The sequence below is a fragment of the Corallococcus sp. M7 genome (genome assembly GCF_054512695.1).
Genome location: NZ_CM137252.1, coordinates 9,785,464 through 9,808,600, shown reverse-complemented (window position 1 = coordinate 9,808,600; position 23,137 = coordinate 9,785,464). Strand labels below are relative to the sequence as shown.

Here is a 23,137-nt window from a genome sequence, read left to right as displayed (position 1 = left end):
TGCTGCCCTCTGCGTGGGAGAGGGCATGGCGGTGCTGCGGGAGTGGGTCTTCGGGACACAGCGTGTCTCGCTGGAGGCCTCCGACATCCTCTGGACCAAGGTCCGGGGAGCGTTTTCAGAGACGGACGTGCGAGAGCTGGTGGGCGTGTTCCACGAGCTGGGGGCGGGCCCGGAGAAGCCCCTGTACCTCGTCGTGGACCTGAGCAGCTCCGAGGGGCTGTCGGTCGCGCCACGCAAGTACCTGGCCGAACACGTGAGCACCACGTGGTTCCGCGCGGTCGTCTTCTTCGGCGCCAAGCGCACGCACCGCGAAGTGCTGCGCGCGCTCGTGGTGGCGCTCAACTTCATCCGCGGCACGAAGCTGGAGGCGGAGTTCGTGGACTCGGAGGCCCAGGCCCGCGCGTGGCTGGAGGCCCACCGGCGCCGTCAGGAAGCGGCGCCCCGCTGAGGCCTCGCCCGGCCGTCAGTGGACGGCCCAGCGCTCGGCGATCTCCTCGCACGCGAGCACCACGTCGCCCAGCCGGCGGATGTGCGCGCGCGGCGCGACGAACAGCGAGCCCGCGAACACGTCCACCACGGTCATCAGCCGGTGGTCCGCCGGGCCCAGGCGGCACAGGTGCTGCTCCGCGAAGCGCTGCAACAGCGTGCCGATGTACTGGCCGCTGCGCTCGTCCAGCGGGTGCGTCTTGGAGAAGTAGAGCTTCATCAGCCCCACGCGCGGGTTGCCCTGCTTGTCCAGCCGCTGCACCACCACCTCCGGGCGCACGCTGATGGTGACCCCGGCCATCTCCAGCACGGGCGGCTCCGCGCCCACCGCGCTGATGATGGCGTCGTCCAGGTCCAGCCAGGGCACCAGGTCCGCGAAGCGCTCCAGCGCCTCCGAGCACAGTTGCATGCGCTGCGCCTCGAACTCCGTCTGCGGCACCGCGCAGGCGAACCGGCGCTGGGACTCCCGCAGCACGTTCAGGTCCAGGCCCCGGCAGAGGAAGTCCGTGATGGCCTGGGACGCCTCCGGATAGCGCAGGTACTGGGCATCCGGCGGGTGCTTCTGGTCGTGGATGATGCGCTTGCGGCGGGCGGGCGTGGCGACCAGGTACTCGCCCAGCTTGTTCACCGAGACTCGCGGCAGTTCACGGGTTTCCGTCATGGTGTTTCCCCCTCTGAAAGGCTGTCGGAATGGGTACACAGTACAGAGGGGGTCTGACATCCAATGGACAGGGATTCCTTGTACGAAAGGGCAGGTTCGCGTCCGGGCACTTCCCTGGGGTGGTGGGGTCCGGCGTAGGGTTCCCTCCAGCAGCTGGGGGGAGGACCGCATGGAGCAACAGATTCGCGAGTGGACGTGTGGCGCGCACCGGATCCGCATGACGGCGCCAGACGTGTTGCACACGAAGTACACGGGCGTCGTGGGGTTGCAGGACGCGAAGTGGGCGCTGCGCGTCTACGAGGAGATGGCGGCGCAGGGGCCGTTCTACCTGGTGGCGGAGGTGCCCGGCTCGGAGCTGCCGGCCGAGTCGCGCAAGTACCTGGCCAACAACGTGCGCGCGGAGTGGATGCGCTCGGTGGTGTACGTGGGGTCCGACCTGTCACAGCGCGTGGTGGGCAAGGCGATGTCCGTGGCCATGCTGCTCACGGGCCACGCGGCCAGCTTCGACACGGTCTTCGTGGACACGATGGCGCAGGCCGACGCGTGGGTGGACGCGCACCGGTTGGATCACGCCCCGCGCCGCGTGGGCTGAGCGCCGCTGGCCTCCGGACGTGACGAAGGGCCAGGACGGGGCGGAAGAGCCCGGTTCCTGGCCCTGGGTGTTTCCAGGCGCCGCCGGCTTCAGCGCTCGCGGTCCGGCATGCGGTCCGGATGGCCGTAGCGGTACACGTCGGACACCGGGTTGGTGCCCGCGTCGCTGCGGGGGCCGTCGCCGTCCGGCATGTCGTCGAGCGATGACCCCGGGGCGCGCTCGCGCGGGTCATACGGATGCAGGCCGCTGGCGTCGCGCAGGCGCAGGTCGCGGTCGTCGGCGTCGTCCCCGGTGCGCGGGCGGATGCCCTTCTCGTCGGCCTCGGTCAGCTCGCGGCGGGGCTTGCGCTCCTCGTCTTCCTCCTCGGTGTCGGGGCGCTGGGGTTTCTGCTCGTCGCGAGGCGTGGAGGGCGTGGAGCCCTGGCCTTCGCGCTGGGTTTCGCCCCCCTGCTCTGGGGCCCTCGGACGTCCGTAGAAATCCTCGGCGGGCTGCGTGGGTGCGGGACGCTTGTCGTTGGTGGCCATGAAGGATTCCCTCCGTCGAGGAGGTTCGTCATCGCCCCCTGTGTCCGGCAACCCGCTCCGGAAGCGCCCGCACGGGCCTGGAGGGCAGGCAGCCAGGCATCAAGGCCCTCCCGTGAAGCGCGGGCCTCGTGTCCTGAGGGCTACCGCTTCCGGTCAGGCTTCCTCATCGGGAAGGAGCGTCCGGAGCAACTCGTCGTCAGGACCGCGTGGACGCCAGCCAGCAGGCGGCGGATTGGCGAGGAGCGACGTCCTGCATTGGCGTGCGCGCTCCTTATGCGTGTCTGGGGTATAGGCAATCCAGGGGCCGACCGCCTTGGCGACCTTGAAGCGGTTGTCGTCATCCAACACGGCCGGCCAACCCTCAGGGATACTCCCCCACAGCTCACGCACAAGTTGTCCACGTACCAGGCGGGTCACTTGCTTGCTGCGCAACGCTTCCGCCACCAACCCATCGTACACCTGGATTCCGGCAACGTCGTCCGGACCCAGTTCCTCGGCCAGCGCCACCAACGATGCGGTGGGGCGGGCCTCGGCGAAAGCCGTGAGTGAGTCGTAGCCCCGCTCGCGGACGCGCTCATACAAGCGGGCCTTCCAGTTCTCCCGCCATGCACGTCCGTCGCTCATCGGCTCCTCCCTTTCGTGAAAGTGATTGGGACTCTGTAGACCTTCATCCGCTCCACGACGATGTCCAGGACCTGATTCCGCGTCAACCTCCGGCCCGCGGTGATCTCGGCTTCGTGCAGAGCCTCCATGATCAGCCGATTCCACTCGCCGGGCCATGTGCGTCCCAGTTTCCAGCTCCCCCCACCGTGAATGGCCTCGTGGTGGGCCTGCTCCATCCGGACGCAGAACTGGTCGATGTCCAGGTCGCCCTTGAAGCCGCGCTGCTCGAACCACTCGCGGTGCTCCTGCGGCAGCACATGGTGCTTGGGCGCGTCCGACATGCCCGCCCCCGCCCTGCCGGTCACCCGCATGCCGCGCACCTCCGGGCTATCCCCCAGTGCTTCGCGCACGCCCTTGGGCAGGTCCTGGTGCGCCTGAGCCATCGTGACCTGTCCGCCCTGAATGAGGACGGCCGCGCCGACGGCAGGCACGGAGATGACGCCGGCCTGCACGAGCCTTCGCATCATCTCCACCCACTCCGCGGAGACCACCAGCCGCGAGCCCAGCATGACGCCACCTGAACTCATTGCCAGTCCCACGCCGAGCGTCGCGGGGGCCGAGGGGGGCACGCGCGGCATGGCCATCTTCATCGTGGAGATCATCGTGACCATCTCCACGGCCTGCACCGCCGCGATGACCTGCCCGCCGAGTTTCATGGTCGCGCGGGTTTCTTGATGGAGCGTGTCGAACTCACGCGTCAGCTTCCCCAGCAGATGGGGCATCGCGGTGGTCGCCGCCTCCACTCGCTCCGGGTCCAGTGAGGCAAGGTCTGTCAGCGTGGGCTCCATCAGCCCCTGCACGCGGTGAAGGTCCGTGAAGAGCTTCTCGGCACTGCACATGGGACAGTTTCTGAGAATGGCGTCAGCGAGTTGGAGGAAGTCCACCCAGGTGGCCAAGAGGAGCGTCCCGAACTGAGCTGCCTGGAGCTTCGGCCCTGTCATGCGCAGCAGGCCCAGCTCCATGTCCGTGTCGCCCACTTCCGAAGCCGCTTCCGTCAACGCGGTGGCGCTCCCCAACGCACCATGGAGCCACGTCGCCTGCTGGGTGCCCTGGTCGAGGTAGCGCGTGAAGACACCGGTGAGGCTGAAGCCCCAGGGGTCTGGAGGACGGGCCGCCAGCTTGCTGAACGCGGCCTCGACGCTGCGCAAGGAGCCCTTCACGTCTTTCGTCGCGTTGAGGACTGCCTGCCGCGTCGATGCATTGCTCCGGTCCCCGCCCCCGACAGTGCCGTCTCCCACGGAGGTCACGTTGTCACGCGGCTGCTGGCGGCGCAGGAGCCGTTGCCCGGACCCGGAGAGGACGCGTGGGGGCGCGCTCCAGGCGCGCGGGGGCTCGTCGTCCGGAGCCGTCATCCACACGGGCGAGGAGTCCTCGCGCGGCGCATGGCTCAAGCTTCGGCCACGTCCATGTGCTTGCGGCACGGAGGCGCATCCCGTGGCCATCAACACCAGGGCCAGCAAGAAGGCGTCAGCGCGCATGGTTCATCCCCAGTCCCACGGCCCCTCCACCACCCCAGAGACGCAACAGCACGGACCACAGCCAGGCAGCCCCACTTCGCGTCCTTCGCATCCACGCTCCCTTGGGAGTGACACCTCCCAGGAGAGCAAAGGACACACGTCTGACATTCAGCCAGGCATCAAGGCCCTCCCGTGCGCGGTGTCAGGGCGACACGAGGAGGATGCCCCCGGCGAGCGCGGGTGCCTCGTCATCGCCAATGGCGCGCACGTGGCCGTAACCGAGCTGTCCAGAGGTGTTGAGGCCCCAGCACAGCGCACGGCCAGAGGAGAGCACGGCGCACGTGTGCTGGCCGCCCGCGGTGATGGACGTGGCGGGAGCGCCGCCCACGTCGATGAAGGCGGTGCCGGGCGCGGAGAGCGAGCGCGTGTTGGCATACCCAAGCCGGCCCCGGGCGCCATTGCCCCAGCACTGGAGCTGGCCGGACTCGAGCAGGGCGCAGGTGTGCTGGGCGCCCGCGGCGACCTGGACGGCGCGGAGGCCCGAGCCTGGCGCCACGGAGGTCAGGGGCGTGGCGTAGTCGGGGTTGCCGTTGCCCACCTGTCCGTAGGCGTTGGCGCCCCAGCAGCGCAGGGCGCCGGTGTCCAGCAGGGCGCAGGTGTGCCAGGTGCCCAGGGCCAGCTGCACGGCGGTGCCGCCCACGTCCACGTCACCGGCTGACGACGGCGACTCCGTGTCACCAACATCGTCGTCACGGCTGTAACCCAGTTGTCCGTAGGCGTTGGCGCCCCAGCAGCGGGGACGTCCGGAGAAGAGCAGGGCGCACGTGTGGTCGCCGCCCGCGACCAGGTCCTGCACGGGCGCGCCGACAGGGACGTCGGTGGTGGGCGGAGGCATCGCGTCGGTGTGGCCCAGGCCCAACTGCCCGTGGGTGTTGTCGCCCCAGCAGCGCACGTGGCCGGAGGTGAGCAGCGCGCAGGTGTGACGGTCGCCCGCGGTGATGCGCAGCACACGGGCGCCGCCCAGGTCGACGGTGCCCTCGCTGGCGATGGGTTCGTCGTCGCCGATGGTGCGCGTGTGGCCCATGCCGAGCTGACCGGAGGCATTGGCGCCCCAGCAGCGCACGCGGCCGGTGGAGAGCAGTGCGCAGGTGTGGCCCAGGCCGGTGGCCAACTGCACGGCCTTCTCGCCTGGAGCGAGGGGGACGGGGCCCTTGGAAGCCGGAGTCTCATCGTCACCGACGTTGGCGGTGCCGGTGTACCCGAGCCGGCCCTGCGCGCCGCTGCCGAAGCAGCGCACGGAGCCGTCGTTGAGCAGGGCGCAGGTGTGGCTGTCCCCGGCGCGGAGCTGGGCGACGTCGGTGGAGCCGCCGGTCCGCACGGGAGCGTCGGGGAACTGCTGCGCGCCCAGGCGGTAGGTGGCGGTGGTGCGGGCTCCGGCGGCGTCGGTGACCTGGAGGGACAGCCGGCCCTGGAGCGAGGGCGCGTAGTGCTGGAGGACGGTGGGATTGGCCTGCGCGGTGAAGCCAGGGGCCGGCGTCACGGGCGCGTCCGGGATGAAGTTCCACGCGAAGTCGAGCGTGCGTGCGGGCTGATCATCCGACACGGTGGCCGACCACGCGACGTCGGAGGTGCCCGCGAAGCGGGACGCGGCCAGGCCCTGGATGACGGGCGCGAAGAGGATGCGCACGGTGGTGCCCAGCGAGTCCATGGACATGTCCGCGGGAAGGACGCGCGTCACGAACGTGGTGCTGACCGAGTGCCCCGCCGGGTTCGTGACGGTGAGCGAGTGCGTGTAGTCGGTGGGGCTGGGAATGCCGAAGGGGGGCAGGTAGCGGGCGACGAAGGCACCGGAGGTCCCGGTGAGCGTGAATGTCCCGCTGGAGGGGACGAAGTAGCCTCCGGCAGGGTCGGCGGTGATGACGAAGGACAGGGCCTCGTTGGCGTTGGCTTCGACGAAGAAGGTGACGGTGGCGGGCTGCCCGAAGACGAGCTCACCGGGGAGCTGGATGCGGGGGATGCGCGGCAGGGTGATGGGTGCACCGGTGCCGGAGGGCGACAGCTGGATGGCGACGGATTCCCGGTCCGCGATGAGCGTCTGCGTGGTGCTGCCCTGGAAGAGGAGCGCGCTATCGCCGTCGTACGCCCGCGCGATGAACGTGAGGGATTGATGGCGAGGCTGGGACGGCAGCGTGCCGGACCACCCGGAGGGGGAGGGCACCAGATCGAAGTTCGTGAACAGCGCGCTGTGGCTGGCGGCGTCCTCCACGTCGATGCGGATGCGCGTCACGTCCGCGAAGGAGAAGCCCAGCGCTCGCCGTGTCTGGGATTGGGAGCCGGTGCTGTCCGTGGCGATGGTGAACGTCACGGCGGACGTGGGCCCCTGCGGCGTGTCGCCCGTGGACGACGGCGCGGTGCACGCGGCGACGGTGCACAGTACGAGGAGCGCGAGGGCGGCGGGCTTCGTCATGACTCACACGGGAGGTTTGCGAATCGGGAGCCCGACGTGCGCTCCGCAGGACTGCGTGAAGACAGACCGCGAGGCGGGCGCCCCGGCACTCCAGGCGCCCGCCTCCAGAGGCATGAAAGCTACGGCGTGGACGGCGGCGTGATGGAGATGTTGCCGCCGGTGCTGGCCGAGGTGTTCGCGCCGATGGTGGCCGTGTTCCCGTAGCCCAGCGCGCCCAGCGCGCCGTAGCCCCAGCAGCGGGCCGCGCCCGTCGACAGCAGCACGCAGGTGTGGTTCTCACCCGCGGTGACCTGGTAGGCGGTGGAGCCGTCCAGGTCCACGGCCAGGGTGGGTACGGTCGTGGACGAAGGCGGGTTGGGACCCAGGCCCAGCCGGCCGTTGGCGTTGGAGCCCCAGCACTTCACGCTGCCGTTGGAGAGCAGCGCGCAGGTGTGGTCGTAGCCGGTTGCTATCTGAAGGGCCGTGGCGCCGCCCAGGTTGACGGTGACCGACTGCGCCAGCATGCGATAGGTGCAGCCGTAGGGCGACCAGTCGCGGCAGCTGCTGCTGTTGGTGGAGTCCGTGGTGGACACCGTGGCGCCGAGCTGACCGTTGTTGCTGGCGCCCCAGCACTGCACCGCGCCCTGCCGGGTCTGCACGCAGGTGTGGTAGGCGCCCGCGCTCAACTGCGCCACGTCGCCCACGTTCACGGGCGTCTGCGTGCTGGGCTCGGTCACCTGGTTCGTATGGGTGTAGCCCAGCTGACCGGCGGCGTTGCGGCCCCAGCACAGCATCCGGCCCGTGGAGAGCAGCGCGCAGGTGTGGTTGAAGCCGGCCGTGATGTCCTTGGCCGTGACCCCCGCGCCCAGGTTCACGTCGCCCTTGGTATAGGGCTGCTCGTCGTCACCGACGTGGAGGGTGTTCCCGTAGCCCAGCTGGCCGAAGTAGTTGTTGCCCCAGCAGCGCACCTTGCCCGTGTTCATCAGCGCGCAGGTGTGATTGCCGCCCGCCACCAGCTTCGTCGCCAGGCCGCCCAGGTTGACGTAGCCCGCCTTGGTGAGGTCATCCGCCGCGCCCACGTCCGCCGTGTTGCCGTACCCCAGCTGCCCCGAGGTGCCCGAGCCCCAGCAACGCACCAGGCCCGTCTTCAGCAGGGCGCAGGTGTGGTTGGCGCCCAGCGCGACCTTGGAGCCTTCACCCAGTAGCTTCACCGCGGGCTTGTCGGAGGGCTTCTCCGTGTCGCCCACGTTCTGGGACTCGCCCAGGCCCAGCTGGCCGTAGAAGTTGTAGCCCCAGCAGCGCAGCGAGCCGTCATTGAGCAGCGCGCACGTGTGGTTCTGGCCCGCGCGCAGCGCGTTCACGCCGGTAATTTCCCCTTCGGCGACAGGGGTGTCGGGGAATTGATTGGGCGTCAGCGCGTACGACAGGGTGGTGGTGCCGTTGTCCGCGTCCTTGACCGCCAGCGTGAGGGTGCCCTGCAGGGACGTCGTGTAGTGCTGGAGGGTGGACGGGTTCGTCTGGCCAGTGAAGGCGGGCAGCGGATCCGGCAGGGGGCTGCCAGCGGCGGTGAAGCCCCAGGCGTAGGAGAGGGTCTCCGGGGCGCCGTCGTCGCTCACCTTCGCGGTGAAGAGGACGTTGGAGGTCATGTTGCCGTCCGCGTCGCGGAGGCGCCGGCCATCCAGGCCCTGGATGACGGGGTTGAAGAGCACCTTCACGGTGGTGTCGACCACGCCGCTCGTCGTCTCCCGGGGCTGGACGGTGGTGGTGAAGGTGGTGCTGACGGAGTGGCCCGCTTCGTTCTTCACCGTGACCGTGTGCGTGAAGACGGTGTTCTCCTGCACGCTGTCGGGCGGCGTGTAGAGGCTGACGAAGGCGCCGCTCGTCGCCAGCAGGGTGATGTCACCCGCCTGCGGCGTGAAGGTGCCGCTCCCCGCGGCGGGGGTGATGGTGTAGTGCAGCTTCTCGCCCGTGGAGGCGGCGACGGCGAAGGTGAGGTTGCCGCTCTGTCCGGAAGCGAAGGCCCTGGGGATGCTGATGCGCTCGATGCGCGGCAGCTTGATCTCCGTGCCGTCGGTGGCGGGCGACAGGGGGATGGTGAGCGTCTCGAAGTCCTGCGTGAGGGTGACGTCGAGCGTGCCACTGAAGATCTCGGTGAGGGCGCTGACGTCGCCGTAGGCCTGCGCGTAGAAGGTGAGCGCCAGGCTCTTGGGGAGGAAGGGCAGGGTGCCGGCCCACTTGCCGGTGGTCTCGTTCTTGAGCAGGTCGAAGTTCACGAAGAGCGGCGTCTCGGACTTGCCCTGCTCCCAGACGGTGACGCGCAGGCGCTTCACGTCGCTGTGGGAGAACTCCATCGCGGAGACGCGGCCCTTCTTCGCCAGCGCGGTGAAGTCACTGGAGCCCATGCTCAGCGTGACCTGCGACTGGGTCTGCTCGGCGGGCGCGGAGGGCTCCGGCGCACTGGAGCCGGAGCTACACGCGGCGATCCACGGGGAGGACAGCGACAGCAGCAGCGCGCCCAGCATGCCGCGCGACCGGAACCAACGGGGAGACGTTCGCTTCACTCGACACTCCTTGGGGAGACAAAGACAGCCAGGGAAAGGGCCAATGACTCGCAGCGGGCACACGCCGGCCTCACGTGCCCGGGGCGGAGCCCGGAGACACGTTCCCCGTGCCGCGCTCGAAGCGAGCACGGCCGGGTGACGTCAGGGAGAACGGAGGGAATGGACAGGCCTGCGCCGACCCGGGGGGACCTCCCGGCCCTCGGCGCATGTCTGGGCTACTGCTGGAAACTCAAATCACAGTGCCAGCGGGTGAAAATGCTGTCACGCCTTTTATTGGTTCCTGTGAAAGTCTGTCAATGTCTGGGTTTGCGCCGACTGGCGGGTGGAAGGCGTGTCAGTCGCGGCGGACCCGCGCGGTGACAGGAATTGTCATCCCTCTCGGAATCCACCTGGAGGAGCGGGCCGGCCGGGTGACGCAGTGGGTTGATGAGTGAAAGGATTCAGGCAACTCACGGAAGCTTCGCGAAACACTGCAATGCTTTGCTGTTCGCGCGAAATCCGGAAAAGACAGTCATGGCCGCCTTGCGGGACCCCGCTGGTCCCGGGGGACTCGGGTGCCTGGAGTCCCAGGCACCGGGTTCACACCGGTTGGTGGCCGTCGTCGTCCTCGAAGTCGTCTCCCGGTGTCTCCTCGTCCGGGCTGGCCAGCTCGTCCAGATCCTCGACCAGGTCCTGGAGGGGCAGGGGCTCGTCATTCAGGTCCGGCGTCACGTCGTCGCCCTGGAGGAACGGCGGCGGGCTTTCAGCCCCGGCGGTCTCGGACGTCATCGCGGCCTCCTCGGCGGTCAATTCCTCCGGGTGCAGCCCGCCCTCCAGCAGCTCCGCCTGGTTGCGCCGGCCCGTGGCCTCCCGAGCCGCCTCCGCCACCTCCTCCGCCGCGGCCTGCCTCCCGTACGCGGGCGCATGGTCCCGCAGCCACTCCCTCAGTGCCGCCGCCAGCTCCGCCGCCGTGCCGAAGCGGTCCGCCGGGGACTGGCGTAGCGCCCGCGCCACCACCGCGCGCAGCCCCTCGGGAACATCGCGCGCCATGCGCTCCACCGCTTCAGGCCCCACCAGCGCCATCCGCGCCGCCACCTCCGTCAGGGGCATCCACGTGGGCCCCTGCGCCTGCACCAGCGGCAGGTCCGGCGGCGGCGGAAGCGCCACGTCCCCCTCCTGCGCCAGCGGGTGCGTCCCCGTCAGCACCTCCAGCAGCACCAGCCCCAGCGAGAACAGGTCGCTGCGCGCGTCCACGGGCTCGCGCCGCAGCGCCTCCGGCGAGGCGTACGCCACGTCTCCCTTCACCAGCGGGCGGCTGGTGATCTCCCGCCCCGGCAGCGTGGAGAACGCGGCGGTGAAGTTCGTGAGCTTCACCTCGCCATGCACGCCCAGGCGTAGGTTCCGGGGGCTCACGTCCCGGTGCACGATGCCCAGCGGCCGGTTCCACTCGTCCCGCAGCGTGTGCGCGTGGTGCAGCGCCTCGGCCACCTCCGAGACGACCCACGCGCCGAAGGCCGGCGACATGGGCTTGCGCCGCATGGCCACCAGGTTGAGCACCGTGTCCAGCGACCGGCCCTCCACGTACTCCATCACCACGTGCGGGACGCCCCGGTATGCCTTCAGGTGGTAGACCTTCGCGATGCCCGGGTGGTTGAGCCGGAACGTCAGCTCCACCTCCTCCACCAGCCGCCGCCGCTCCACGAAGCCAGATGGGTTGCGCAGCCGCTTGATGACCACCGGGCCACCCAGCCCGCCCCGGTAGCGCCGCCGCGCCAGCATCAGCAGCTCCCCGGTGGAGCGCACCTCCAGCTTGCGCACGAACTCGAAGGCCGTGCCTCCCACCGTGAACAGCACGCGCGGCCGGCGGGGCATGCCGGGGTTCTCCTCCGTCGTCGTATCGGGCGTCTTCATGTCCTGCCTTCCTACCTCTCAGGTGGAGCGGAAATCGCTCCACCCCGCAGGTAGCACAAACCCTGTCGTGGGGAAAACCTCCAGGGTCGTGCGGAAGACAGTCAACCCGTCGGGTTCATGAGTCCCGGCGCAATCCCAGACGCCGGAGCCACCGCTCCCACCGCCGCCGCCACGCCCGCCGCCGGACCACCCACCAGGGCATGGGCGGGGGCATGGGCGCGGCCAGCCCCAGTGACGGGCCGGGCGGAGGCGGCACGGGCGGCGTGGACGCGCTGGAGTGGGGCGCGGCGCCGGGGAGGCGCCGCTCGTAGGCGCGGGCCCAGCGGCGCAGCTCCCGGGCCTCCTCGTTGCCGTCGAAGTACGCGTCGGATTCCTCCGTGACGGCCTCGTGGGGCGGTGGCGCGTTGAACAGCGGCGTGTCCCAACTGTCCGGGGCTCGCTCCAGCGCGGCGCTCAGGTCGGCGTAGAGATCCGCGCCCATCTGGTAGCGCTGGCTGGCGTCCTGGCGCAGCAGCCGCTCACAGATGTCATTGAGGGCGCGGGGCACGCGCGGGTTGATGGAGCGCGCGGCCCGCCCCTTGATGCTCTGGATTCCGCCCAGCAGCGCCGCGGCCGGCAGGTCCGGGGGATAGGGGAAGTCCCCGGTGAGCACCTGGAAGAGCGTGAGCCCCAGTGAATAGAGGTCGTCCGTGGGCTGGTACACGTAGCGCGACATGCCCTTGGGGTTGTTCAGCCAGTAGCGCAACAGCTCCGGGCTGCGGTAGCTGGGCGTGCCCGGCGGCGGCCGTCCGTCCGTGATGGCCGGGGCGCAGGCGTGGTCGCTGGAGCCGAAGTCCACCAGCACCGGCCGTTCATCCGACGCGCGCACGATGATGTTGTTGCCCTTGATGTCGCGGTGGCGCACGCCCGCGCGGTGGACGAAGTCCAGCGTCAGCGCCAGCTCCGCGAACAGCCGCGCCACCTGCCGCGCCGTGGGCTTCGCATCCTTGGCCCAGTCGGACAGCGTGGGACCCTCCACGTAGTCCATGACCAGGAACAGGTAGCCCGTGCGCGGGTGCGGCCAGCGGTGGTAGCCGCGCAGCGCCACCACGTTGGGGTGGGTCATGCGGTGCAGCACGCTCACCTCCTTGAGCGTGCGCGCGTCCACCTGCGAGCCGTCCTCGGCGTCCTGCGGCCCCTGGAGCGCGAACTTCAGCGCCACGTGGAAGCCCCCGGTCTCCGCCAGGAACACGGTGCCGTAGCCCCCCGTGGCCAGTCGCTTCAACAGCCGGAAGCTGCCCACCACCTCCTGGGGCTGGAGCAGCAGCGGATGTCCTCCCTCCAGGCTCATCGCGGGGTGCCTCCTACGCCCGGGGGATGCCAGGCGGCTTCTGGATGTGGGGAGTCCAATCGGAGAGGGAGAATGGGGCTGGGAGGATGCATGCGTGCAAGGGATGATGAGACGTGGCAGGTCCATAGCATGGCGCACGCCCCTTGGGGTAGTGTTGCTGCCGTGTCAGGTAGGATGCCGGACACCTGACTTCATGGGAGACACGGTCCGGCCAGGGGTGGTGAGCGGCAATGAACGAGGAGCTGGCCATCACGGTGGGCACCGCGGCGCGGCAGGCCCGCGAGCGGCAGGACCTGACCCAGGGCGACGTCGCCAGCCAGGTGGGCATCGCCATGGAGGTCTACAGCCGCATGGAGCGAGGGCGCGTGCTGCCCAGCTCCACCACCTTGCGCCGCCTGTGCATGGTGTTGCGCATCCGCGCGGACACACTGCTGGGGTTGGACGGGCCCTCGCCCCCGGACGAGGCGCTCACGCTGGCGCTGGCGGACCGCGAGGAGGATCCGCCCTCCCTGCGCCGGCTGGTGCGCGCCCTGCGGCCCCTGGATGAAGAGGCCTTGAAGGCCATGGGGCTCATCATCCAGGGCGCGCTCGCGCTGCGTGAGCGCTGAGCGCCGGGCCCACGAAAACTTGCGCCCCGGGGGAGAGATGCAAGGTTTTGCATGTGCCCGCCCCGGTGAATGAAAAGCTGAACACGGTGTTTGGAGCCGCCGCCCGAGACGCCCGGCTGCGCCTGGGACTCACTCAGGCGGACGTGGCGGAGCGCGTGGGCATCGCCATGGAGGTCTACAGCCGCATGGAGCGCGGCCGCATGCTGCCCAGGGCCCAGACCCTGCGGCGGCTGTGCGACGTGCTGTCCGTGTCCGCGGACGCGCTCCTGGGCGTGGGGGCCGGCTCCGCTCCGGCTCCGTCCCGGTCCCCGCCGCGCGAGGAGGACTCGCTGGAGTTGCGCCGCCTGGTGCGCACGCTGCGCGACCTGGAGCCCCGCCAACTGAAGGCCGTGGCGCGTGTGGTACGCACCGTGGTGTCCGTCATGCCCTCGAAGCCCGGGGCCGGGTCCGCGCCCACTCCCGCGCCCCGCAAGAGGCGGGGGCCATCGCGCCGGGCCGCACGGCGATAAGAGCAGACAAATCCTCCCGGACTGCAATGGGATGGTTGCTCGCCTGTCCTCCGGACCCGGGGGCCGGGCCTTCGGGTGGGTCCCTCTCCCCAATGGCAGACAAGTGGGGTAGCACGGGAGGCACGCCATGCTTCCTCCCCCGACGCCCGCGGATGAGCCGCGGCGCCTCCAGGCGCTGCGCGCGCTGTGTCTGCTGGACACGCCCGCCCACGAGCGCTTCGACCGCATCGTGCGCACCGCGTCGCACCTGTTCCGCGTGCCCATCGCGCTCGTCTCGCTGGTGGACGAGGACCGCCAGTGGTTCAAGGCCCGCCACGGCCTGGACGCCACGCAGACGCCGCGCGAGCTGTCCTTCTGCGGCCACGCCATCCTCTCGCCCCACACCTTCGTCGTGCCGGACGCGCTGAAGGACCCGCGCTTCCACGACAACCCGCTGGTGCTGGGCGCCCCCTTCGTCCGCTTCTACGCGGGCCACCCCCTGCGCAGCGCGGACGGCAGCCGCGTGGGCACGCTGTGCCTCATCGACTCGCAGCCCCGGGACTTCCCGGACGCGGACCGCGCCGCGCTCGCGGACATGGCCGCCTGGGCGGAAGGGGAGATCAACGCCCTGGACGCGCGCGAGGCCCGCACGGCGCTGGAGCAGCAGGAGCGCTTCTTCGAAGTCTCCGTGGACATGCTCTGCATCGCCGCCATGGACGGCACCTTCCTGCGCCTGTCCCGCGCCTGGGGCCGCACGCTGGGCTTCTCCGACGCGGAGCTCTACAGCACGTCCCTGGTGGACCTGGCCCTGGAGGAGGACCGCGCCGCCACCGCGGGGCACCTGGCCCGCGCCCGGGACGGCCTCCCCGTCCTCCAGTTCGAGCACCGCGCCCGCTGCCGCGACGGCACCTGGCGCTGGCTCCAGTGGAACGCCGTGCCGGACCCGGAGGAGGGGCTGCTCTACGCCGTCGCCCGCGACGTCACCCAGGCCCGCATGCTGGAGGAGGAGCGCCAGCGCGTGGAGCGGATGAAGAACGAGTTCATCGCCACCGTGAGCCATGAATTGCGCACGCCGCTCACCTCCATCCGCGGCTCGCTGGGCCTGCTCAGCGGCGGCATCGTCGGCCCGCTGGACGCGCAGGTGGCCCAGATGGTGGGCATCGCCCACAAGAACAGCGAACGGCTGCTGCGCCTCATCAACGACATCCTGGACCTGGAGAAGATGGAGTCCGGCCGGCTGGACCTCCACCTGGCGCCCACGGAGGTCGCGCCGCTGCTGGCCCAGGCGCTCCAGGCCCACCAGGGCTACGCGGACGAATACGGCGTGCGCCTGGAGGCCGTGGTGGACCTGCCCCACGCCCGCGCCCGCGTGGACGAGGACCGCTTCATCCAGGTGCTGGCGAACCTGCTCTCCAACGCCATCAAGTTCTCCCCCCAGGGCGAGCGCGTCACCCTGTCCCTCACCCGCGAGGACGGCGTCCTGCGCGTGGGCGTGCAGGACCACGGCCCCGGCATCCCGGAGGCCTTCCAGGACCGCGTCTTCCAGAAGTTCGCCCAGGCGGACGCGTCCGACACCCGCAAGCGCCCCGGCACCGGCCTGGGGCTCTCCATCGCCCACGGCCTGGTCGCTCGCATGGGCGGCACCCTGCGCTTCACCACCTCTCCCACGGACGGCACCCGCTTCTCCTTCGACCTGCCGGAGTGCGAATCCGGGCCTGAAGTCGCCTGACGGACATCCAGTTCCCGCTGCCTTCCGTACCGCGATCCAAACCCGTCTTCCTGGAGCACTCCCTCCCATGGCGAAAATCGAGAAGGTCCTGCTCGTGGACGATGAGGATGACATCCGCACCATCGGGCAGCTGAGCCTGAGCCGTGTGGGGGGATGGAAGACGGTGCTCGCGTCCTCCGGCGCGGAGGCCCTGGAGAAGGCGGGCCAGGAGGGCCCCGACCTCATCCTCCTGGACGTGATGATGCCCGGCATGGACGGGCCCACCACGTTCGGCCGGCTGCGCGCCCAGCCCGCCACCGCGAACACGCCCATCATCTTCATGACCGCCAAGGTCCAGAAGCAGGAGGTGGCGCGCTACCTGGAGCTGGGCGCGGTGGGCGTCATCGGCAAGCCGTTCGACCCCATGACGCTGCCGCAGGAAATCCGCCGCCTGGTGCCCTGATGGAACCCCGCCTGTCCAAACGCTCCGCCGCGCTGGCCGCCGGAGCCCTGGTGCTGCTGTGTGCCCTGTTCATCCTGGGCCGCCCGGGCTCCACCGCCGACCATGACCGCTACCGCACCCAGTTGCGGCAACTGCGCGTGGCCACGTCGGAGCTGGAACAGGACGTGCTGCGCCAGCGCGTGGGCATCGCGCAGCTGCATGGCTCGTCCGACCGGGACTTCGACGCGCTGGCCGCCCGCGCCCATCAGCTGCGCTCGGCGCCCGGCTTCCTCCCGGCGGAGGGGATGCGCTCGCTCAACGCCTCCCTGGACACGTACCTGCGCGTGCTGGAGGGCTCGCGCGCCATCCTGACGGCGGCTCGCGAGAAGGACCGGCGGCTCGCCGCCCTGCGTGAGGCCTACCCCGGCGTCGTCGCCGCCACCGCCGCCGCGCTGCCCCAGGGCGCGCCGCGCGCGCACGTGGAGGCCATGGATGTGGACGTGCTGCTCGCCTCGCGCGCTCCGGGAGAGGCGTCGGGCGCCCGCGTGGAGGCGTCATTGGCGAGGCTGGCCCGGGCGCGCGGGAGGCAGCCGCTGTCCGCCTCCGCCATCGCCGCGCTGGACGCCCTGGAGGCCCGCACGCGGGAGCTGATGACGCTCCAGCGCGCCACGGACGCGTCCTTCCAGGCGCTGCTGGACCACGGCGCCACCGGCGAGGCCGAGCGGCTCATCACCACGTACCTCCAGCTCCAGGAGCAGTCCCAGGCCCGCGCGGAGCGCACGCGCATCGTCCTCTTTGGCGTGTGCCTGCTGCTGGTGGTCTACGTGCTCGTCGTGCTGGTGCGGCTGGCGCGGGCGTCCGCGGCGCTGAGCGAGCTCAACCGGGGGTTGGAGGAGCGCGTGGCGGAGCGCACCCAGGCCCTGTCCGCCGCGAGCGCGGAGGCGCGGGCCAGCGACGCGCGCAAGGCCGCCATCCTGGAGGCGTCTCCGGACGGCATCGTGGTGCTGGACGAGTCCGGCCGCGTCGCGGAGTTCAACCCCGCGGCGGCGTCCCACTTCCGCCTGCCATCCGCGCGGGCGGTGGGCGCGGACTTCCTGTCGCTGGCGCTGCCCGCGACGCTGCCGGCCGCGCAGCGGGAGGCCGTCCACGCCGCGCTCCTCCAGGAGAACGGCGCGGCGCGCCTGGAATCGCCGTGCCTGCGCGCGGATGGCGACGTGTTCCCCGCGGAGCTCACCTTCGCGCGCGTGCACGCGGATGGCCCGCCGCGCACCACCGTCTTCGTGCGCGACCTCACGGAGCGCAAGGCCGTGGAGCGGATGAAGAACGAGTTCGTCTCCACCGTGAGCCACGAGCTGCGCACGCCGCTCACCTCCATCCGCGGCTCGCTGGGCCTCCTGGAGAACGGCATCGTGGGGGAGTTGCCCTCGCAGGCGCTGGACATGGTGCGCATCGCGCGCACCAACACCGAACGGCTCATCCGCCTCATCAACGACATCCTGGACCTGGAGAAGATGGAGTCGGGGATGCTGGAGCTGAAGCTCCAGCCGCAGACGGCGCAGGAGCTGGTGGACGCCACGCTCGCGGGCGTGCAGGGCATGGCGGAGACGGCGCACGTCACCCTGCGCTCGGACGTGGAGGGCGCGCCGCAGGTCAAGGGCGACCGCGACCGGCTCATCCAGGTGCTCACCAACCTGGTCTCCAACGCCATCAAGTTCTCCCCCCAGGGCGCCTCCGTGGTGGTGGCGGCCGGCTTCACGGCGGACGGCCGGGTGCGCTTCAGCGTCACGGACCAGGGCTCCGGCATCCCGGAGGAGAAGCTCCCCCGCCTCTTCGGCCGCTTCCAGCAGTTGGACGCGTCCGACACCCGCTCCAAGGGCGGCACCGGTCTGGGGCTGGCCATCTCGCAGGCCATCGTGGAGCAGCACGGCGGCCGCATCGACGTGTCGAGCCCCCCGGGCCAGGGCGCCACCTTCCACTTCACCCTGGAGGCCCTGCGCGCCCCGTCCGTCGCGCCGCTGCCCCGGGACGAGTCGCGCCACAACGTGCTCATCGTCACCGCGGACGCGGAGCTGTCCGCGCTCCTGCGCGGCCTGCTGTCGCACGAGGGCTACCGGGTGGTGCGCGCCGCCACGCTCACGGAGGCCATGCAGGCGGTGGAGCACGCGCTGCCGGACGCGCTGCTGGTGGACACGCAGATGCCGGACGGCACCGTGCTGGACTGGGTGCGCCGCCTGCGGGAACAGCCGCGCACGCGCGAATTGCCCGTGCTGGCCCTGTCCGGGCGCTCGCAGCAGCAGGGGGCGAAGGACGCGGGCACGGCGCTGCTGGTGGACTGGCTGCCGACTCCGGTGGATGAAACCCGGTTGCTCAAGACACTGCGCTACGCCATGCGCCAGCCGGGCCAGGCGCGCGTGCTGGTGGTGGATGACGACGCCACCACGCGCCGGGTGCTGTGCGCGCAGTTCGAACGGCTGGGCGCGCTGTGCATCGAAGCGGCGGACGGAGAGAGCGCGGTGGCGCTCGCGCGCGACACGCCTCCGGACCTCATCGTGCTGGACGTGGGGCTGCCCCGGCTGGACGGCTTCGAGGTCGTGGACATCCTGCGCCAGGGCAAGGGCCGCGCCACGCCGCTCATCGTCTTCACCGGCCGCGAGCTGACGCGCACCGACCAGCGCCAGCTCACCCTGGGAATCACCCGGCACCTGACGAAGGCCCGCGCCTCCGAGGAGGAGCTGGTGGCCTCCGTGCGGGAGCTGCTCAACGGACTGCTGGCTCGCCGCGACGCCGCGGCCGAGCCCCGAAAGGCGATGCCATGAGCACCGCGCGCAACGACAAGACGCTGCTCTTCCTGGAGGACGACCGCGACCTCCAGGCCCTGGTCTGCACCTTCCTGCGGGACAAGGGCTACCAGGTGACCCCCGCGCGCACCGCCGCCGAGGCGCGCGAGGTGCTCCAGTCCAGGCCGGTGGACGCCGCCATCGTGGACGGCCTGCTGCCGGGCATGACGGGCGCGGACTTCATCCGCGAGCTGCGCAAGTCGAAGCCGGACCTGCCGGTGCTCTTCGCGTCCGCCTTCTGGAAGGACCTGAAGAGCCACGAATTGCTCACGCGCCAGTTGGGCGTGGCGCGCGTGGTGCACAAGCCCTACCGGCCGGAGGAGCTGGCGGTGTGGCTGGAGCAGCTCTTCGCGGTGGCCGAGCCGCCGCCCCCGCCACAGGAGGCGATGGAGGAGGACGCCCCCGAGCCCGTGGACGACTTCGCGGCGAGCCTGGCCCTCCTGAGCGCGGACTACGGCGCGAAGCTGCCGGAGCGGCTGGCCACGCTCCAGGCCCTGCTCGGCAAGGGGCGCCACGGCGACGCGGCGGCCCTGGATGAGGCCTACGGCGTCGTGCACAAGCTGCACGGCACCGCGGGCAGCTACGGCTTCCGCGACGTGAGCATCGCGGCGGGCGCGCTGGAGGACGTGATGCGTCCGGTGAAGACCGGGGGCACGCTGGACTGGGCCCGGGTGGACGCGGGCTTCCGCGCGCTGGAGGACCGGGTGTCGCTGCCGGTCCTCACCCCGGAGCCGGAGCCGGAGGAGGCCGTCGTCGCCGCCATGGGCACGCTGCTCGTGGTGGACGAGGACGCGTCCGTGCTCGCGGACGCGCGCCGGATGGGCGAGCGCGAAGGGGTGCGCGTGGTGACGGCCGCCACGCCCCAGGAGGCCTGCGCCGCCGTGGAGAAGCAGTGGGTGGACGGGGCGCTCCTGCACATGGGCTCCGCGGGGCTCGCCACCGCGAGCGCGCTGCGCGCGATGGAGGGCCACCAGTCCCTGCCGCTGGCCTTCTCCAGCACGGGCAGCGGCCTCCAGGAGCGCGTGCACGCGGCGCACGCGGGCGCGTCGCTGTTCCTGCCCCGGCCCTTCACCCAGCAGGACTTCGCCGCCGCGGCGGAGCGGCTGGTGGCCACGCGCCGGCTGGAGCGCGCGAAGGTGATGGTGGTGGATGACGACCCGGAGGCGGTGCGAGCCCTCTCCCAGGCGCTGGTGAGCGACGCCGTGGAGGTCGTGGGGCTGGAGAACGCCTACGGCCTCTTGGACGCGCTCGCGCAGCACCGCCCGGACCTGCTGCTCCTGGACGTGCAGATGCCCGGGCCCAGCGGGTTCGACCTGTGCCGCATCCTGCGCCTGACGCCGGAGTGGCAGGAGCTGCCCATCCTGCTCATCACCGCGCAGGTGGGGCTGGAGTTCCGGCTGGCCGCGTTCCAGGCCGGCGCGGACGACTACCTGGCCAAGCCCGTGCTGAAGGAGGAGCTGCGCGCCCGCGTGCACGCGAGGCTGGAGCGGGCCCGGCTGTCGCGCGAGCGCACGGAGCGAGACGCGCTCACCGGCCTGATGTTGCGCCGTCCCTTCGTGGAGGCGGTGGCCACGCGCCTGTCGGAGGCGCGCCGGAGCGACAAGCCGCTGGCGCTGTGCTTCCTGGACGTGGACCACTTCAAGAAGGTGAACGACCAGCACGGCCACCTCGCGGGGGACCGCGTGCTGATGCGGCTGGGACGGCTCCTGGGGGCGCGCTTCCGCCGCGAGGACCTGCGCGCCCGCTGGGGCGGCGAGGAGTTCGTCGTCGCGCTCCTGGGCGAGTCCGCGGAGAGCGCGAAGGAGATCCTCTCCCGCACGGCGGAGGAGCTGTCCGCGATGACCTTCGAGGGCGACGCGGGCGAGACCTTCCACGTCACCTTCAGCGCGGGGCTCGCGGTGGCGCCGGGCGACGGCACCACCCTGGACGAGCTGCTGCGCGTCGCCGACGCCCGGCTCTACCGGGCGAAGGAGAACGGCCGTGACCGCATCGAAACGGAGTAGCCGCCGTCACGGCTCCGGGAACACGAGCAGCCCACGCGACAGGTCCACGACGTACACGTACCCGTCGCCCGGCACGCGCATGCCAATGGCCCCCTGGTAGAGGCTGTCGGTGCTGCGCGGGTGCGCTTCCTGGAAGGAGTCGAACGCGGCGATCTCCTTCGGCTGCTCGGGCTGGGACACGTCGAAGACGCGCACGCCCTCGTGGTACCAGGCCACGTAGAGCCGCGTGCCCTTCAGCACCATGTTGTGGATGGACGTCTGCGCGCGCTTCTTCACCTCGCCGATGAGCTTGATGTTCGCCGGGTCGGTGACGTCCAGCACGCGCAGGTGCGCGCCGAAGCGCTCGCCGCCCTCGAAGGCGATGGTGCGTCCGTTGATGGTGCCCACCGCGTTCGCGTGGCTGTACTGGCCGTCGAAGGCATACGTGCCCAGCACGGGCGTCACGTCCGGGCGGGCGACGTCCATGACGACGTAGCCGGTGCGCGTGTGGTTGACGTAGAGCCGGTCCTGGTAGGCGAACGCGTCGTGCGGGTAGCTGACGCCCGCCTCTCGCGGCACGGAGATGCGGCTGAGCAACTGGGGCTCCAGCGGCGAGGCCACGTCGAACAGCAGCGTCTCCCCGTTGGGGGACGGGGACATGGCGTACAGCCGGTCGCCGTCCACGAACACGGTGTGCACGTTGATGGCGCCGCCGGGCAGCGCGCGCACGTACTGGGGGCTGGCCGGGTTGGAGATGTCGTAGACGATGACGCCGGAGTTGGCGCTGGCGACGTAGAGCGCGTCGCCCTTGGCCCAGACGCCGTTCCAGTAATTGTCGTTGGGCAGGCTCACGCGGGTGACCAGCGTGGGGTGGGCCGGGTCCGCCACGTTGAAGACGCTCAGGCCTCCGTCCTCCGTCGTGCCCCGAGGCAGGGACACCACGTAGGCGTGGCCCTGGGTGACGTAGACGTCCACGGGGTCTCCCTCCGGGATGGCGGACTCGGAGACGAGGCGCATGCTCTGGGCGCCAGTGGGCGCCTCGTGGGCCAGGTTCATCCGCTGGGCGTGGAAGGTGCCGGAGTAGTCCGGCACGCCGTCGGTGCAGCGCACGAAACAGCCGGTGAGGTGGCCGGGCGCGGGCACGCGGCAGCCCGCGAGCGCGTACCGTTGCAACCGGAGCTGGGAGTTCATGATCTCCCCGGTGATGAAGAACCCCTGGGGGCCCACCTCGTTGCGAACGAGGGGGTCGCCCAGGAAGCTGGGGGTGGTATCCAGACGGAAGCCCGCGCCGAATCTGCTGGTGGCGTTGTAGCGGAAGATGGCCTGGTAGACGCCGGAAGGCTCCACGGCGCCCACCGCCGCCAGGTCACAGCCGGTCAGCTTGAAGCTGGCCGGGTCGGAGCAGTTCGCGCTCGGCTTCGCGTAGCTCGCGTCCATGCAGGGCTCGTTGGAGACCACGTCGACGTAGTCGGTGAGCTCGACGAGTGGCTTCGGCTCCGACGGTCCCGGGACGGACTCGTTGGAATCGCTACAGCCGGACAGGGACAGGGCGCATGCGAACAGGCCCGTGCCCAGGAGGCGAATGGAAGACGTCATGGATGGGAGGCTCCCCGCGGAAGCTTCGCGGTCCACGGCCGACGCGAAGTCGCAAGGAGTCTAGCGCGGATGCACTGGCTCTCGTGAGGCGCTAGAAGCCCGCCATGCACCCACGCCGCCCGGACATCGACGCCGCGCTCACCGACCTGCGCACCCGCCTGCCCGGGGGGACGGCGGTGGACCACTGGAGCAGCAATCCTCCCTGGCCCACGCCGGAGCAGCAGCGCCTGCGGGACAAGTGGTTGGACAGCATGGCGGAGGCGCTGGAGGTGGCGCTGACGCGGCAGGCCTTCGAGCCCATCTCCATCCCCGAAGCGCGCAGCCCCCCGGACTGGGAGTTCATCGTCGCCCACGCGCTGTCACGCCACGGCGCGGCAGTGGCGACCTTCCCCCACTTCTCGGAGACCCGGCAGCGCGACGGGGAGACGTTCACCACGCTCGGCGCGGACTCCGATCAACTGGTCATCTACCAGGGGCCCCTGGAGCTCCATGGCCACGTGCACCTGTCGGGGACCGTGGTCGTGCTGGGAGACCTCATCGTCCATGGCGCGCTGATGGATGGGGACCCGGCGGACTCGGGGCTGGTGGTGATTGGCAACGAACGCGTGCGCGCGCTGTCCGCGGGCGCGGATCATGTCGTGACCGGGGACCTGGAGGTGGAGCTGCTGGTGCCCTCCGGCTCGGAGGGCTCGCTGGTCGTGGGCGGAGAGGTCCGTGCGCGCCTGCGGCTGGAGAGCTCCACGGCGGGTGAGGAGGAGCAGCGCTGGCTGGAGCCACTGCCGTCCAACAAGGTCCTCAACAACTTCTGGGCGCTGTGCCGGGAGGTGGGCAGCGGCCGGACGACGGTGCGGCCCCCTCCGTAGGCT

At 71.0% G+C, this 23,137-nt stretch carries 18 protein-coding genes; 9 read left to right on the top strand and 9 right to left on the bottom strand.

What is annotated here, in order from left to right:
- Window positions 1-25: 25 nt before the first annotated feature.
- Window positions 26-448 carry a SpoIIAA family protein gene (locus ACX114_RS39560; protein WP_459293188.1) on the top strand — a complete coding sequence of 141 codons (423 nt, stop codon included), beginning with the start codon at window positions 26-28 and terminating at the stop codon, window positions 446-448.
- Between the two features lie 15 nt (window positions 449-463).
- On the opposite strand, the gene ACX114_RS39555 is transcribed toward ACX114_RS39560, so the two are convergent.
- Window positions 464-1,147, bottom strand: coding sequence for a hypothetical protein (locus ACX114_RS39555; protein ID WP_120559418.1), 684 nt, complete (start codon window positions 1,145-1,147; stop codon window positions 464-466).
- 169 nt (window positions 1,148-1,316) lie between these two features.
- On the opposite strand from ACX114_RS39555, the gene ACX114_RS39550 reads away from it, so the two are divergent.
- Window positions 1,317-1,739 carry an STAS/SEC14 domain-containing protein gene (locus ACX114_RS39550; RefSeq protein ID WP_120564542.1) on the top strand — a complete coding sequence of 141 codons (423 nt, stop codon included), beginning with the start codon at window positions 1,317-1,319 and terminating at the stop codon, window positions 1,737-1,739.
- An 89-nt stretch (window positions 1,740-1,828) separates the two neighbouring features.
- Here ACX114_RS39550 and ACX114_RS39545 read toward each other — a convergent pair whose 3' ends face one another.
- The 7 genes from ACX114_RS39545 to ACX114_RS39515 form a co-directional block, all read right to left on the bottom strand.
- Entirely contained in the window at window positions 1,829-2,263 is a 435-nt protein-coding gene (locus ACX114_RS39545) for a hypothetical protein (RefSeq protein WP_459293185.1), read from the bottom strand.
- Window positions 2,264-2,416: 153 nt separating this feature from the next.
- Window positions 2,417-2,887, bottom strand: coding sequence for an NUDIX hydrolase (locus tag ACX114_RS39540; protein ID WP_459293183.1), 471 nt, complete (start codon window positions 2,885-2,887; stop codon window positions 2,417-2,419).
- Window positions 2,884-4,404 carry a DUF2380 domain-containing protein gene (locus ACX114_RS39535; RefSeq protein ID WP_459293181.1) on the bottom strand — a complete coding sequence of 507 codons (1,521 nt, stop codon included), beginning with the start codon at window positions 4,402-4,404 and terminating at the stop codon, window positions 2,884-2,886. The genes ACX114_RS39540 and ACX114_RS39535 overlap by 4 nt, the downstream gene beginning before the upstream one ends.
- A gap of 181 nt (window positions 4,405-4,585) precedes the next feature.
- Complete coding sequence (locus tag ACX114_RS39530) at window positions 4,586-6,850, bottom strand: RCC1 domain-containing protein (RefSeq protein WP_459293179.1); 2,265 nt, start codon at window positions 6,848-6,850, stop codon at window positions 4,586-4,588.
- Window positions 6,851-6,969: 119 nt separating this feature from the next.
- Window positions 6,970-9,390, bottom strand: a complete 2,421-nt coding sequence (locus tag ACX114_RS39525; RefSeq protein ID WP_459293177.1) for an RCC1 domain-containing protein — start codon at window positions 9,388-9,390, stop codon at window positions 6,970-6,972.
- A gap of 579 nt (window positions 9,391-9,969) precedes the next feature.
- A complete protein-coding gene (locus tag ACX114_RS39520) occupies window positions 9,970-11,280 on the bottom strand; it encodes a serine/threonine-protein kinase (RefSeq protein ID WP_459293175.1) in 1,311 nt (436 codons plus the stop codon).
- Window positions 11,281-11,395: 115 nt separating this feature from the next.
- Window positions 11,396-12,610: a serine/threonine-protein kinase gene (locus tag ACX114_RS39515; protein WP_459293173.1), complete on the bottom strand. Its 1,215-nt coding sequence runs from the start codon at window positions 12,608-12,610 to the stop codon at window positions 11,396-11,398.
- A 230-nt stretch (window positions 12,611-12,840) separates the two neighbouring features.
- Between ACX114_RS39515 and ACX114_RS39510 the strand changes: the two genes are divergently transcribed.
- From ACX114_RS39510 to ACX114_RS39485, 6 genes are all read left to right on the top strand, one after another.
- Entirely contained in the window at window positions 12,841-13,218 is a 378-nt protein-coding gene (locus tag ACX114_RS39510; RefSeq protein ID WP_459293171.1) for a helix-turn-helix domain-containing protein, read from the top strand.
- Between the two features lie 65 nt (window positions 13,219-13,283).
- The gene (locus ACX114_RS39505) at window positions 13,284-13,727 is read left to right on the top strand and encodes a helix-turn-helix domain-containing protein (RefSeq protein ID WP_459293169.1); all 444 of its coding nucleotides are present in this window, start codon (window positions 13,284-13,286) and stop codon (window positions 13,725-13,727) included.
- A 127-nt stretch (window positions 13,728-13,854) separates the two neighbouring features.
- Window positions 13,855-15,435 (top strand): GAF domain-containing sensor histidine kinase, encoded by a 1,581-nt coding sequence (locus tag ACX114_RS39500; RefSeq protein ID WP_459293167.1) that lies wholly within the window; start codon window positions 13,855-13,857, stop codon window positions 15,433-15,435.
- Window positions 15,436-15,502: 67 nt separating this feature from the next.
- On the top strand, window positions 15,503-15,877 hold the full coding sequence (locus tag ACX114_RS39495; RefSeq protein WP_014400722.1) for a response regulator: 375 nt from the start codon (window positions 15,503-15,505) through the stop codon (window positions 15,875-15,877).
- Complete coding sequence (locus ACX114_RS39490) at window positions 15,877-18,672, top strand: ATP-binding protein (protein WP_459293165.1); 2,796 nt, start codon at window positions 15,877-15,879, stop codon at window positions 18,670-18,672. Before ACX114_RS39495 ends, ACX114_RS39490 begins: the two co-directional genes overlap by 1 nt.
- Window positions 18,669-20,696: a response regulator gene (locus ACX114_RS39485; protein WP_459293163.1), complete on the top strand. Its 2,028-nt coding sequence runs from the start codon at window positions 18,669-18,671 to the stop codon at window positions 20,694-20,696. The genes ACX114_RS39490 and ACX114_RS39485 overlap by 4 nt, the downstream gene beginning before the upstream one ends.
- A gap of 6 nt (window positions 20,697-20,702) precedes the next feature.
- On the opposite strand, the gene ACX114_RS39480 is transcribed toward ACX114_RS39485, so the two are convergent.
- Window positions 20,703-22,271 carry an LVIVD repeat-containing protein gene (locus ACX114_RS39480; protein ID WP_459293161.1) on the bottom strand — a complete coding sequence of 523 codons (1,569 nt, stop codon included), beginning with the start codon at window positions 22,269-22,271 and terminating at the stop codon, window positions 20,703-20,705.
- Window positions 22,272-22,375: 104 nt separating this feature from the next.
- On the opposite strand from ACX114_RS39480, the gene ACX114_RS39475 reads away from it, so the two are divergent.
- Entirely contained in the window at window positions 22,376-23,134 is a 759-nt protein-coding gene (locus ACX114_RS39475) for a hypothetical protein (RefSeq protein WP_459293159.1), read from the top strand.
- The last annotated feature ends 3 nt before the right edge of the window (window positions 23,135-23,137 follow it).